Here is a 14,275-nt window from a genome sequence, read left to right as displayed (position 1 = left end):
CGAACATGGCAAAGCACGGTTATGAATCCGGCCGCCTGAACCTGCCCTTCGTAGGGCATTGCACCTTCGCCAAGTCACCCATCTGCACCGACTGGAATGCCATCGACGCCGATGTGGCAATCCTCGGTGCGCCCAACGACATGGGGACCCAATGGCGCTCGGGCGCACGGTTCGGACCGCGCGGCATCCGCGAGGCATCGACCCTGTTCTCGTTCGGCCACGCCGGTGCCTACGACTTCGAAGATGACGCCACCTACCTGACCGATGACCAGCTGCGCATGGTCGATGTCGGCGACGCCGATATCGTGCACACCGACATGGCCACCAGCAATGCCAACATCGAGTCGGCCGTGCGCCAGATCCTCGCGGCGGGTGCCATGCCGATCGTGCTGGGCGGCGACCACTCGATCCATGCGCCAGTCATCAAGGCCTTCGAAGGGCGTGGGCCGATCCACATCGTGCACTTCGATGCCCACCTCGACTTCGTCGACGAGCGCCATGGCGTGCGCTACGGCCATGGCAGCCCCTTGCGCCGCGCCTCGGAGCTGGACCACATCGTCGGCATGACCCAGATGGGCATCCGCAACGTGTCGTCCTCCAACCGCGACGACTACGATGCCGCACGCGAAGCCGGCTCGCAGATCCTCTCGGTACGCGACGTGCGTCGCCTGGGCTGCGAAGGTGTGCTGGCAAAGATCCCCGAAGGCCGCGACTACTACATCACCATCGACATCGATGGCTTCGACCCGTCCATCGCCCCAGGCACCGGCACCCCGAGCCATGGCGGATTCTTCTACTACGAAGTACTTGAGATCATCCAGGCGTTGGCCCAGCGCAGCCAGGGGCGGATTGTCGGCATGGACCTGGTGGAAGTGGCCCCAGCCTACGACCCGGCAGGCGTGACTTCGATTCTGGCCGCGCAATTGCTGATGAACAGCATCGGCTTCATCTTCCACGCGCGTGCCAACGCCCGCTGATCCGGAGACCGTACCGTGGACAACAAGGTAAAAACCTACCTGCAGGCCTTCGGCGTTTCTGAGGCCACCCAGCGTTTTCTCTGCAAGCCCCAGCGCATGTTCATTGGCGGTGCCTGGCTCGAGGCCAGTGACGGTGCCAGCGCCGAGGTCATCGAACCGTCCACCGAGGGCGTGCTGACGCGCATCCCGATGGGCACGCAGGACGACCTCGACCGCGCGGTGCGTGCCGCCCGTGCGCAATTCGATGGCGGCCCCTGGAGCCAGCTCAAGCCCCTGGAACGTGAGCGCCTGATTCATCGCTTGGCCGACCTCATTGAAGACAATGCCGACGAGCTGGCGCAGATCGAGTCGATCGACATGGGCAAGTCGGTCGCTCAGGCCCGCGCCGTGGATATCCAAGGTACCGTCGATACGTTGCGCTATTTCGCCGGCTGGGCCAGCAAGATTCATGGGCGCACGGTCGAGCCTTCGCTGCCGGGCAACTACCTGGCCTACACCCGCAAGGAAGCGGTCGGCGTGGTGGGGGCCATCGTGCCCTGGAACTTCCCGCTGCAAACCATGGCCTGGAAGCTCGGCGCGGCGCTGGCGACCGGCTGCACCGTGGTGGTCAAGCCGGCGGAGCTGACGTCGCTGTCGGCCCTGCGCTTTGCCGAGCTGGTGCAGGCGGCGGGCATCCCTGACGGTGTGCTGAACATCGTCACCGGGCGCGGCAGCGTGGTGGGCACGGCGATGTCCAGCCACCCAGGCATCGACAAGCTGAGCTTCACCGGCTCTACCCCGGTGGGCTGCTCGGTGGGCAAGGCGGCGATGGACCAGATGAAACGCCTGACCCTGGAACTGGGCGGCAAGTCGCCGGTGATCGTGTTCGCCGATGCCGACCTTGACGCGGCGGCCGAGGCGGTCGCCAACGGTGTGTTCTTCAACTCGGGGCAGGTGTGTGATGCCGGTACCCGTGCCTATGTCGAGCGCAGCGTCTACCCAGCCTTCCTCGAAGCGCTGGCCCGCTATACGGCCACGCTGAAGATTGCCCCGGGCCTGGACCCTGACTGCTTCATCAGCCCCATGGTGTCGCGCCAGCAACAGCAGCGGGTACTGGAATACATCGCCCTGGGCAAGGCCGAAGGGGCGCAGGTGTACTACGGTGGCGAGCCGGTCGAAGGCCCGGGCTTCTACGTGCAGCCAACCATCTTCGCCCACTGCAACAACGACATGCGCATCGTCCGCGAGGAGATCTTTGGCCCGGTGCTGGTGACCTTGCCCTTCGATACCCAGGAGCAGGCCCTGGCGCTGGCCAACGATTCGGAATATGGCTTGGCGGCGGCCATCTATTCCAACGACCTGGGCAAGGTCCACGGGCTGATCCCGCGCCTGCGCGCTGGCACCGTCTACGTCAACGCCCACAGCACGCTGGACCCCTCCATGCCGTTTGGCGGCTACAAACAATCGGGCTATGGCAAGGACATGGGCGCTGAACAACTGGAGTTTCTGCTGGAGACCAAGGCGGTCTGGATCACCTTGCCCTGAGGTACAGGGCTGGCCCGCGTCGCCTGGTTTGGCGAGCGACGCGGGGCCACATTAACGCATCGAATTTCAAGAACAAGAACCCGTCGAGGTGATGCCAATGAACAGCCAAGTGGATACCGAGCGTGCACAAGACCTGGAACGGCGCCTGCGCGCCTATGAAGAACTGGAGGGCAGGGCGCACTGGCCCGGCGCGCTGAGCGCGGCGGATGTTGTTGCCCTGGCCGTGCTGACCCTGGTCATGGTGGTGGGCGCGTATTGCCTGGGGGGCCAGCCATGAGCCGCTCCAGAGAGCAGGAATTTCGCCTGGCCGCCGAACGCGGCGATACGCCTTTGCTGCCGGGCGAGCGGGTCTGGGGCTTCTGGGGTTATGCCTACGCCAACTCGGCGTTGGCGGTGGCCACCTGGGTGTTTTTGATCGGCGGTGCCACTGCGCTGTTCGTCGGGCCCTTGCAAGGCATTGCCGCGATCATCATCGGCAACATCATCGGCGTGGTGCTCGCGGCCTCGTCCACCTGCCTGCCGTGCGGCAAGTACGGCGTCGAGCAGTTCACTTTCCTGCGCAGCATGTTTGGCCTCAATGGCAGCCGGCTGGTCTATACCCTTTCGGTGGTGATCCTGACCATGGGGTGGCTGGCGGTGCTGGGGCTGATGTGCGGGCGTGCGCTGGACAACCTGGAAACCCTCGTGCAGCACAGCCAGCCCGACAGCAATGACTGGCTGGTGACTGCCGGCGCCTTGCTGGCCATCGTGCTGGCGGCGCTGGTGGCCATGCGCGGGCCGGACATGATCCGCCGCCTGAGCGCGGTGATCGCGCCCAGCTTGATTCTGATCATGCTGGCGCTGATGTATTTCATCTCCCGCCGCTACAGTTTCGGCGAACTGCTGGCCATGCCGCCCTTGCAGCCTCCGTTCGAAAACCCGCACGTCAACTTCATGATCGCGGTAGAAATCAACATCGCTGCGGGGTTCTCCTGGTGGCCCTACATCGGCAACCTGTCGCGCCTGTGCAGCAACCAGCGTACGGCATTTTGGCCCAACCTGGTGGGCATCTTCGGCGCCGCGTCGCTGGGTGAGTCGGTTAGCCTGTTCGCCGCGACTACCCTGGGGAGCAGCGACCCCACCGCCTGGATGCGGCTGGCCGGCGGCATGACCTTCGGCGTGATCGCCCTGAGCTTCCTGGCCCTGGCCAACCTGACGGGCATGGTCAACATCCTCTACACAGCCGTCATCGGCCTGCGTCAGTTGGCCGGGGAGCGGTTGCGCAGCCTGGGCTGGGGGATGCTGATCGGGCTCTTCTGCATCATCCCGGTGGTCATCGTGGTGTGCCTCCCGGGTATCTACGACGGCTTCTTCATCTTCCTGGTGTGGACGTCGGCGCTGAACAGCGCGCTGGCCGGCATCGGCATCGCCGATTACTTCTTCCTGCGCAAGCAACGCCTGAACCTGCGCCATTTGTATGCCGAGCAAAGCGGCTCGCCGTTGCGCTTCTGCAAAGGCTTCAACCCCATCGCGCTGCTGGCGCTGGTGGCAGGGTTTGCCATCTACGTGGTGGTGTTCAACCCGCAGACCTTGGCCCATACCGATTTCTTCACCTTCGCCACCGCCTCGCTGCCGTCCTGCCTGCTGGCCGGGCTGGTGCATTACGGTCTGACCCGCCTGCTGGCCACACGCCTGGGCTGGGGCGGCTACCCCAAGGGCAATGAACGCAACATCGAGGCCGCAGGCCTTCGCGTACAGGACTAGAACAATGAAAAATCGATACGACTACATCATCATCGGCGCAGGCTCTGCCGGCTGCGTCCTGGCCAACCGCCTGACCGAAGATGCCGGCACCTCGGTACTGGTGCTGGAGTTCGGCGGCAGTGACCGCAGCGTGCTGATCCAGATGCCCAGTGCGTTCTCGTTGCCGATGAATACCAAGAAGTACAACTGGCGCTACGAGACCGCCGCCGAAGCCCACCTGGACGGCCGCCGATTGCACTGCCCGAGGGGCAAGGTGCTGGGGGGATCGTCCTCGATCAACGGGCTGGTGTACATCCGTGGCCATGCCTGCGACTTCGATGAATGGGAAAGCCTGGGCGCGAAGCACTGGAGCTACCGCAACTGCCTGCCGTACTTCAAGCGCGCCGAGCATTTCAAGTTTGGTGGCGATGACTACCGCGGCGGCGCAGGGCCGCTGGCCACCAACAACGGCAACAACATGCAGAACCCGCTGTACGGTGCCTGGGTAGAGGCCGGGGCCGAGGCCGGCTACATCAAGACCGCCGACTGCAATGGCTACATGCAGGAAGGTTTCGGCGCCATGCACATGACTGTCAAGGACGGGGTGCGCTGGTCCACCGCCAATGCCTACCTGCGTCCGGCGATGAGCCGGCCGAACCTGACCGTGGTGACCCACGCCATGACCCGCCGCATCCTGCTCGACGGCAAGCGCGCAGTGGGCGTGGAGTACGACGAGGGCGGGCAGACCCACACGGTGCATTGCAACCGCGAGGTGTTGGTATCGTCCGGCCCGATCGGCTCGCCGCACCTGTTGCAGCGCTCGGGTATCGGCCCAGAGGCGGTGCTGAAAAAGGCCGGCATCAAGGTGCTGCACGACCTGCCGGGTGTGGGCGAAAACCTGCAGGACCACTCGGAAATCTACATCCAGTACGCGTGCAAGGAGCCCGTGACCCTCAACGGCAAGATGAGCCTGCTGGGCAAGGCGATGATCGGCCTGCGTTGGCTGCTGTTCAAGGATGGCCTGGGCGCCAGTAACCACTTCGAGGCGGGTGGTTTTATCCGCTCGTCCAAGGGGCTGCGTTGGCCGGATATCCAGTTCCACTTCCTGCCGGCGGCCATGCGCTACGACGGTGACAAACCGTTCAAGGGCCACGGTTTCATGGTGCTGACCGGGCCGAACAAGCCCAAGAGCCGCGGCCATGTGCGGGCCCTGTCGGCCGACCCTTATCAGCACCCGGAAATCCGCTTCAACTACCTGCAAAGCGAGGAGGACCGCGAGGGCTTCCGCCGCTGCGTGCGCCTGACCCGTGAGATCATCGCCCAGCCGGCCATGGACCGCTTCCGCGGCGAGGAGCTGGCACCTGGGCCGCAGGTGCAGACCGATGAGCAGATCGATGCCTTCGTGCGTGCCAACATGGAAAGCACCATGCACCCGTGCGGTTCTTGCCGCATGGGTGAGGACGACATGGCAGTGGTTGATTCGACGCTGCGTGTGCATGGCCTGCAGGGGCTGCGGGTAATCGACTCGTCGGTGTTCCCGAGCGAGCCCAACGGCAACCTCAACGCACCGACCATCATGCTGGCCGAACGTGCCGCCGACCTGGTGCGCGGGCGTGAGCCGCTGGCACCGGTCGATGTGCCGGTCGGTTTGGTGGACGGGTGGGAAGAACAACAGCGCAGCCGCGCGCCGCGGCGCGAGGTGCGTGCGTGATCAAGCGTGGGTGAGCCTACGCGGTCCCTGTGGGAGCGGGCTTGCCCCGCGAATGGGGCGACTCGGTGGATGGCACCGGCTTTGCCGGTGTTCGCGGGACAAGCCCGCTCCCACAGGGTCGTGGCTGAACCCATGAAATAGAGTTCGTTGTGGGGGCACCGCTTTACCTGGACTGATAGCGCTCCATTGTAGTGATATCGATACAGCACAGGGCAGGGCACGGTATACGACGCTTCGGTGTCGTACACCGCGCCATTACCGCCACTGCCTGGAGTGGCTTCATTACAGCAATAAACGTTAATACCCACACAGACCCCCGTATTTAAAGGGCTCTGGCCTTTGGCATAGTCCTTGCTCTTTCCCTTGCGTTCGGCCGGCTGTTGCAACGCATGTCCGGTTAGAAAGTTGAACTTGTGACGTTATAAAAACAATTAAACTAGCAAGGTAAATAACAATGAATAACCTGCCGCAGGGTCACTGTCCGCCTGAGGGTGACACCCACGAACTCAAACGTAACCTGTCCAACCGCCATATCCAGTTGATCGCCATCGGCGGCGCCATTGGCACGGGCCTGTTTATGGGCTCTGGCAAGACCATCAGCCTGGCTGGGCCTTCGATCATTTTCGTCTACATGATCATCGGCTTCATGCTGTTTTTCGTCATGCGGGCGATGGGCGAACTGTTGTTGTCCAACTTGCAGTACAAGTCATTCATCGACTTTTCGGCGGACCTGTTAGGCCCGTGGGCGGGGTTCTTTACCGGGTGGACCTACTGGTTCTGCTGGATCGTGACCGGTATTGCCGACGTTATTGCCATCGCCGCCTATTCGCAGTTCTGGTTCCCGGATATTCCCTTGTGGTTACCGGCACTGGCCTGCGTCGGTGTGTTGCTGTCGCTCAACCTGATGACGGTGAAGATGTTCGGTGAACTGGAATTCTGGTTCGCCATGATCAAGATCGTGGCCATCTGCGCCTTGGTCTGCACCGGGGTGTACATGGTGGCGGCAGCCTATCAGTCGCCGACCGGTAACGTCGCCTCGCTGGCCAACCTGTGGAACGACGACGGGATGTTCCCCCACGGCGCCATGGGCTTCTTCGCCGGCTTCCAGATTGCGGTGTTCGCCTTCGTCGGCATCGAGCTGGTCGGCACCACCGCGGCCGAAACCAAGAACCCGGAACGCAACCTGCCACGGGCCATCAACTCCATCCCGCTGCGCATCATCGTCTTCTACGTGTTGGCGCTGATTGCCATCATGGCCGTGACCCCGTGGCGAGAAGTGGTGGCCAACAAGAGCCCCTTCGTCGAACTGTTCGTGCTGGCCGGGCTGCCTGCTGCAGCGGGGATCATCAACTTCGTGGTACTGACGTCTGCGGCGTCTTCGGCCAACAGTGGCGTGTTCTCGACCAGTCGCATGCTCTATGGCCTGGCGGTGGAGGGTGATGCACCGGGCCGGTTCAGCGCGTTGTCACGCCGTGCAGTGCCCTCCAACGGCCTGATCTTCTCCTGTATTTGCCTGACCGCTGGCGCCCTGGTGATCTACCTGGTGCCGAACATGCTCGACGCGTTCACGCTGATTACCACGGTGTCGGCCCTGCTGTTCATGTTCGTCTGGTCGATCATCCTGCTGTCTTACCTGGCCTACCGCAAACAGCGTGACCACCTGCACCGTGCGTCGAAATACAAGATGCCGGGCGGCACGATCATGTGCTGGGTCTGCTTGGCGTTCTTCGCTTTCATCCTCGGCCTGCTGGCCCTGGAGGCGGACACCCGCATGGCGTTGTTCGCTGTGCCTGTGTGGTTTGCCGTGCTGGGCCTGTCCTACCGGTCCATTCGCCAGAAAAAACAGGAGCATGCCGCGTTGTCGCTCGAAGCGGAGTAACCGCCGCCTTCACGTTTTAACCAGGGGGACAGCGCCGGGTGCGCCGTCCCCCTGTTGTCGTTTCGCCAACCAGGGAATCACGATGAGAATCCACGTCACCTTCATCGACCGCGTCGGCATCACCCAGGAAATCCTGGCGCTGCTAGGGGCGCGTAACCTCAACCTGGACGCGGTGGAAATGATCCCGCCCAACGTCTACATCGACGCCCCGGCGCTGTCACGGGCCGTGCTGGACGAGCTCTACGGTGCGCTGTTGCGCGTGGTGGGGGTGCAGGCGGTCGAGTTGGTCGACTTCCTGCCTGGCCACCGCCGGCGCCTGCAACTGGAGGCCCTGTTGGCGTCGATGAGTGACCCGGTGCTGGCGGTTGACCCCGGCGGCCATGTGCTGCTGGCCAACCCCACTCTGGTCAACCTCATTGGCCGCGAGCCGGCCGGCGAGCCGTTGTCGCGCCTGTTTGCTGAGGCCGACTTGGCCCAAACCCTGATCGACAAGGGCTTTCGCCTGCCCATGTGCGAGGTCGGGTTCCAGGGCCAGGCATTGTTGCTGGAAGCCACGCCCATCAGCGGCGGTGCCGATGCCCTGGTGGGCGGCCTGCTTACCCTGTACCCGCCAAGCCGCATCGGCGAGCGCCTGGCGTCGTTGCTGCACGACCACACCGAAGGGCTGGAGGGGCTGCTGGGCGATTCCACGGCGCTGAAGGAACTCAAGGTGCGCCTGCACAAGGTGGCTGGCCTTGAGGCGCCGCTGCTGATCCAGGGCGAGACGGGCACCGGCAAGGAGTTGGTCGCCCGCGCCTGCCACGCCCTCAGTGCCCGGCGCGATGCGTCGTTTCTGGCCCTCAACTGCGCCGCCTTGCCCGAGAGCCTGGCCGAGAGCGAGCTGTTCGGCTACGCCGCTGGCGCATTCACCGGCGCCCAGCGCGGCGGCAAGCCCGGCCTGCTGGAGCTGGGCGATGGCGGCACGGTGTTTCTCGATGAAGTGGGGGAGATGTCGCCTTACCTGCAGGCCAAGCTGTTGCGCTTTCTCAATGACGGCAGCTTCCGCCGCGTCGGCGGTGGCGGTGAAGTGCGGGTGAATGTGCGGGTGGTCTGTGCCACTCACCGCAACCTCGAAAGCATGGTGGTCGAAGGCAGCTTTCGCGAAGACCTGTACTACCGCCTCAACGTGCTCAACCTCAAGGTGCCGCCCTTGCGCGAGCGAGGCAAGGACATCCTGCTGCTGGCCGAGTACTTCCTGCGCCAGGCCTGCGCGCAGATACAGCGCTCGCCCTGCCGGTTGGCGCTGGCGACCCATCCGCTGCTGCTGGGCAACCGCTGGGCGGGTAACGTGCGCCAGTTGCAGAACGTGATTTTCCGCGCCGCGGCCATCAGCGAAGGGGAGGTGATCGACTGCGACGACCTGGAGTTGGCCGGCACCGCCTTGAGCAGCCAGCAGGCCGACGTACACGAAATCATCAGCCTGGAAGCGGCCGTGCAGGGGTTTGAAAAAAACCTGCTGGAAAAGCTCTATGCAACCTATCCCTCGACCCGGCAACTGGCCGCACGCTTGCAGACGTCGCACACGGCCATCGGCCAGCGCTTGCGCAAATACGGCATTGCCACCCGGGCGTAGCACCCTGGTGTCAATGCGTTCCACTGGAGTGATTGCACTCCAGTTCGGCGAGGTCCCCGCGTTCATTGGCACGCCCCGGCACGCAGGCCTGCCGGGGCGATGCACTGGAGCTTATTCGTTCCGCCTGGGTCGACTGGATTGTCGCCGGTTTGTATCTCAAGCCATTGAAATAAAAGAATTTAATCAAGTTGGCATCGCCCTTGCTCTTGTAGTTATCAGTCCTGTACTGGGACCTACCTGATAACAAGAGAGGAAGATCCATGAGCATGCTGCGTTTTACCCCCGAACACGAATGGCTGCGTCTGGAAGCGACTGGCGAACTGACCGTCGGCATCACCACCTATGCCCAGGAGGCGCTGGGGGACGTGGTGTTCGTGCAGTTGCCAGAGCCGGGCGAGTACGGCGAGGGCAATGAAGTCGCAGTGCTGGAGTCGGTGAAGGCCGCCAGCAACATCAGCATGCCCCTGAACGGTACGGTGGTGGCGGTCAACCAGGCCCTGGCCGACGACCCGGAACTGGTCAATGCCTCGCCGATGCAGGATGGCTGGTTCTTCCGTATCCAGGTGGCCAACCTCGCCGACCTCGACACCTTGATGGACCAGGACGGCTACGACCGCTTCCTGGCCGACAACGCCTGAGCCAGGGTATCGACATGCACAACGCACCGTTTCCATTGACCACGGATAATGAGTTCATCGCCCGCCACATCGGCCCGCGTGAGCACGATATCGAGGCGATGCTGGCGCTGACCGGCCATGGCTCCCTGCAGGCCCTGGTCGACAGCGTCATCCCAGGTAGCATCAAAGGCACCAGCGTGCTTGAACTGAGCAAAGGGCAGGGCGAGGCCGAGGCCCTGGCTGCGCTCAAGGCCATCGCCGCGAAGAACCAGCTGTTTCGCAACCACATCGGGCAAGGCTACTACCCGTGCCACACGCCGACGCCGATCCTGCGCAACCTGCTGGAAAACCCAGCCTGGTACACCGCCTACACGCCGTATCAACCAGAGATTTCCCAAGGCCGCCTGGAAGCACTGCTCAATTTCCAGACCTTGGTCTGCGACCTCACCGGCATGCAGATCGCCAACGCCTCCTTGCTCGACGAGGCCACCGCTGCGGCCGAAGCCATGACCTTCTGCAAGCGCCTGGCAAAGAGCAAGGCACCGGCCTTTTTCGCGTCCCGCCACTGCCACCCGCAAACCCTCGACGTGCTGCGCACCCGTGCCCAGCCGCTGGGTATCGAGGTGGTCATCGGTGATGAAGCGGCACTGGAAGGCCAGGGCCTTGAGGCGTACTTCGGCCTGTTGCTGCAGTACCCGGCCAGCACTGGCGCTATCGCCGATCACCGGGCCCTGGTGCAACGCGCCCATGCCGTCGGCGCCTTAGTGGCGGTGGCCGCCGACCTGCTGGCGCTGACCTTGCTGACCCCGCCGGGCGAGTTCGATGCCGACGTGGTGCTGGGCAGCGCCCAGCGCTTTGGCGTGCCGCTGGGCTTTGGCGGCCCGCACGCGGCGTACTTCGCCACACGCGATACGTTCAAACGCGACATGCCCGGCCGCCTGGTCGGTGTCTCCATCGACCGCTTTGGCAAGCCGGCGCTGCGCCTGGCCATGCAGACCCGCGAGCAACACATCCGCCGCGAGAAAGCGACCAGCAACATCTGCACCGCGCAGGTGCTGCTGGCCAACATCGCCAGCATGTACGCGGTGTACCACGGCCCTCAAGGCCTGGCGCAGATCGCCCAGCGTGTGCACCGGTTAACGGCAGTGCTGGTGCAAGGGCTGCTGCAGCTCGGGCACGCAGTGGAACAAGCGCACTTCTTCGATACCGTCAGCGTGGTCACTGCCAGGCCTGCGGCCGATGTGCTGGCCGCCGCCCAAGGGGCCGGCCTGAACCTGCGCCCGATCGACGCCCAGCGGGTCGGCCTGTCACTGGATGAAACCTGCGAGCAGGCCAGTGTCGAGGCCTTGTGGCAGGTGTTCGCCGCCCCGGGCCAGGCGCTTCCGGCCTTCGTCGCCCTGGCAGAGGGCTGTGGCGATTGCTTGCCAGTGCAGCTGCTGCGCGACACCCCGTTCCTGCAGCACCCGGTGTTCAACCGCTACCATTCTGAAACAGCACTGATGCGCTACCTGCGCAGCTTGGCCGACAAAGACCTGGCGCTGGACCGCACCATGATCGCGCTGGGCTCGTGCACCATGAAGCTCAACGCCGCCAGCGAGATGATCCCGATCACCTGGCCCGAGTTCGCCAACCTGCACCCGTTCGCCCCGGCCGAACAGTCGCTCGGCTATCGGCAACTGACGGACGAACTGCAGGCGATGCTCTGCGAGGCCACCGGTTATGACGCGATGTCGCTGCAGCCCAACGCCGGCTCGCAAGGGGAATACGCAGGCCTGCTGGCCATCCGCGCCTACCACGCCAGCCGTGGCGAAGCGGGCCGTGATGTTTGCCTGATCCCGTCGTCCGCCCACGGCACCAACCCGGCCACGGCGCAGATGGCCGGCCTGCGCGTGGTGGTGGTCAATTGCGATGAGCGCGGCAACGTCGATGTGGCCGACCTGCAAGCCAAGGCCGAGCAGCACCGGGCGCAACTGGCCGCGCTGATGATCACCTATCCCTCGACCCACGGGGTGTTCGAAGAGGGCATCACCCGCATCTGCGACATCATCCATGCGCACGGCGGCCAGGTGTACCTGGACGGTGCCAACATGAACGCCATGGTCGGTCTCTGCGCCCCGGGCAAGTTCGGCGGCGACGTGTCGCACCTCAACCTGCACAAAACCTTCTGCATCCCCCACGGCGGTGGTGGCCCCGGTGTCGGCCCGATCGGGGTCAAGGCGCACCTGGCGCCGTTCCTGCCTGGCCACGCGCACCTGGAACATAAACAAGGTGCCGTCTGCGCAGCGCCTTATGGCAGTGCGAGCATCCTGCCGATTACCTGGATGTACATCCGCATGATGGGTGGCGAAGGGCTCAAGCGTGCCTCGCAGCTGGCGATTTTGAGTGCCAACTACATTGCCCGGCGCCTGGAGGAGTACTACCCGGTGCTGTACACCGGCGAGAACGGCCTGGTCGCCCACGAGTGCATCCTCGACCTGCGCCCGCTCAAGGACAGCAGCGGCATCAGCGTCGAGGACGTGGCCAAGCGCCTGATCGATTTCGGCTTCCATGCCCCGACCATGTCGTTCCCGGTGGCTGGCACGCTGATGGTCGAGCCGACCGAGAGCGAGTCCAAGGAAGAGCTGGACCGCTTCTGCGAGGCGATGATCTGCATCCGCGAGGAAATCCGCGCCGTGGAAAATGGCACCTTCGACGCGCTCGACAACCCGCTGAAAAACGCCCCCCACACCGCCAGTGAATTGGTGGGCGAATGGCCCCATCGCTACGGCCGGGAGCTGGCGGTGTACCCGTTGCAGACGCTGCGCGAGAACAAGTACTGGCCGCCAGTGGGGCGCGTGGACAACGTCTACGGTGACCGCAACCTGGCCTGTGCCTGCCCGCCCATGTCGGTCTACCAAGACGCCTGACTGCACAGGCCCGGACCCCGTCCGGGCCTTGCCTGCCCCCAACAATAAGGAAGCACCCACATGTTCCATAAAAGCCTCACCCTGTCCGACTTCGACCCTGCGCTGCAGGAGGCCATCAGCCGCGAAGTACAACGCCAGGAAGACCACATCGAGCTGATCGCCTCGGAAAACTACACCAGCCCGCAAGTGATGCAGGCCCAGGGCACCGAGCTGACCAACAAGTACGCCGAAGGCTACCCAGGCAAGCGTTACTACGGGGGGTGTGAGCACGTCGATGTGGTTGAACAGTTGGCCATCGAGCGCGCCAAGCAGCTGTTCGGTGCTGACTACGCCAACGTCCAGCCGCACTCCGGCTCTTCCGCCAACGGCGCGGTGTACCTGGCCCTGCTGCAGGCCGGTGACACCATCCTGGGCATGAGCCTGGCCCACGGCGGCCACCTGACCCACGGCGCTAAAGTGTCGTCCTCGGGCAAGCTGTACAACGCGGTTCAATACGGCATCGACACCAAGACCGGTCTGATCGACTACGACGAAGTCGAGCGCCTGGCGGTCGAGCACACGCCGAAAATGATCGTCGCCGGCTTCTCAGCCTACTCCAAGACCCTCGACTTCCCACGCTTCCGCGCCATCGCCGACAAGGTCGGTGCGCTGCTGTTCGTCGACATGGCCCACGTTGCCGGCCTGGTTGCTGCGGGCCTGTACCCGAACCCGATCCCGTTCGCCGACGTGGTCACCACCACCACCCACAAGACCCTGCGCGGCCCACGTGGCGGTTTGATCCTGGCCAAGTCCAACCCAGAGATCGAGAAAAAGCTCAACGCTGCCGTGTTCCCCGGCGCCCAGGGTGGCCCGCTGATGCACGTCATCGCCGCCAAGGCCGTGTGCTTCAAGGAAGCGCTGGAGCCAGGCTTCAAGGCCTACCAGCAACAAGTCATCGAAAACGCCCAGGCCATGGCCCAGGTATTTATCGACCGCGGCTACGACGTGGTTTCCGGCGGCACTGACAACCACCTGTTCCTGGTCAGCCTGATCCGCCAGGGCCTCACCGGTAAAGATGCCGACGCCGCCCTGGGCCGCGCGCACATCACCGTCAACAAGAACGCCGTGCCCAACGACCCGCAGTCGCCATTTGTGACCTCGGGCCTGCGTATCGGCACCCCGGCGGTCACCACCCGTGGCTTCAAGGTGGCCGAATGCGTGGCCCTGGCCGGCTGGGTCTGCAACATCCTCGATCACCTTGGCGATGCCGATGTCGAGGCCCAGGTGGCCGCGTCGGTGGCCAGGCTGTGCGCGGAATATCCGGTCTATCGCGCCTGAATCGACTACG

10 protein-coding genes are annotated in these 14,275 nt (G+C 64.2%); all 10 read left to right on the top strand.

The genetic code is table 11. The features are described from left to right. Positions 1 to 5: 5 nt before the first annotated feature. The gene (speB, locus tag ACMCNM_RS19945) at positions 6 to 977 is read left to right on the top strand and encodes an agmatinase (protein ID WP_412765240.1); all 972 of its coding nucleotides are present in this window, start codon (positions 6 to 8) and stop codon (positions 975 to 977) included. A 15-nt stretch (positions 978 to 992) separates the two neighbouring features. Next, a complete protein-coding gene (locus tag ACMCNM_RS19940) occupies positions 993 to 2,501 on the top strand; it encodes an aldehyde dehydrogenase family protein (protein ID WP_412765239.1) in 1,509 nt (502 codons plus the stop codon). Positions 2,502 to 2,598: 97 nt separating this feature from the next. Next, a complete protein-coding gene (locus ACMCNM_RS19935; protein ID WP_027596335.1) occupies positions 2,599 to 2,778 on the top strand; it encodes a hypothetical protein in 180 nt (59 codons plus the stop codon). Beyond that, positions 2,775 to 4,244, top strand: coding sequence for a cytosine permease (locus ACMCNM_RS19930; protein ID WP_099429686.1), 1,470 nt, complete (start codon positions 2,775 to 2,777; stop codon positions 4,242 to 4,244). Before ACMCNM_RS19935 ends, ACMCNM_RS19930 begins: the two co-directional genes overlap by 4 nt. Positions 4,245 to 4,248: 4 nt before the next feature. Continuing rightward, complete coding sequence (gene betA / locus ACMCNM_RS19925) at positions 4,249 to 5,934, top strand: choline dehydrogenase (protein ID WP_412765238.1); 1,686 nt, start codon at positions 4,249 to 4,251, stop codon at positions 5,932 to 5,934. Positions 5,935 to 6,388: 454 nt separating this feature from the next. Next, positions 6,389 to 7,813: a D-serine/D-alanine/glycine transporter gene (cycA, locus tag ACMCNM_RS19920; RefSeq protein ID WP_238211363.1), complete on the top strand. Its 1,425-nt coding sequence runs from the start codon at positions 6,389 to 6,391 to the stop codon at positions 7,811 to 7,813. Between the two features lie 82 nt (positions 7,814 to 7,895). Next, positions 7,896 to 9,425: a sigma 54-interacting transcriptional regulator gene (locus ACMCNM_RS19915; RefSeq protein ID WP_412765237.1), complete on the top strand. Its 1,530-nt coding sequence runs from the start codon at positions 7,896 to 7,898 to the stop codon at positions 9,423 to 9,425. A 260-nt stretch (positions 9,426 to 9,685) separates the two neighbouring features. Then, complete coding sequence (gene gcvH, locus ACMCNM_RS19910; RefSeq protein WP_027596340.1) at positions 9,686 to 10,063, top strand: glycine cleavage system protein GcvH; 378 nt, start codon at positions 9,686 to 9,688, stop codon at positions 10,061 to 10,063. A gap of 14 nt (positions 10,064 to 10,077) precedes the next feature. Further along, positions 10,078 to 12,948, top strand: a complete 2,871-nt coding sequence (gcvP, locus tag ACMCNM_RS19905) for an aminomethyl-transferring glycine dehydrogenase (protein ID WP_412765236.1) — start codon at positions 10,078 to 10,080, stop codon at positions 12,946 to 12,948. 60 nt (positions 12,949 to 13,008) lie between these two features. Next, the gene (glyA, locus tag ACMCNM_RS19900; RefSeq protein ID WP_412765235.1) at positions 13,009 to 14,265 is read left to right on the top strand and encodes a serine hydroxymethyltransferase; all 1,257 of its coding nucleotides are present in this window, start codon (positions 13,009 to 13,011) and stop codon (positions 14,263 to 14,265) included. The last annotated feature ends 10 nt before the right edge of the window (positions 14,266 to 14,275 follow it).

This window comes from Pseudomonas sp. NGC7 (assembly GCF_047159675.1).
Taxonomy (GTDB): Bacteria; Pseudomonadota; Gammaproteobacteria; order Pseudomonadales; family Pseudomonadaceae; genus Aquipseudomonas; species Aquipseudomonas kermanshahensis.
The sequence above is the reverse complement of the archived record's forward strand: the minus strand, read 5'-3'. Positions and strand labels throughout refer to the sequence as shown.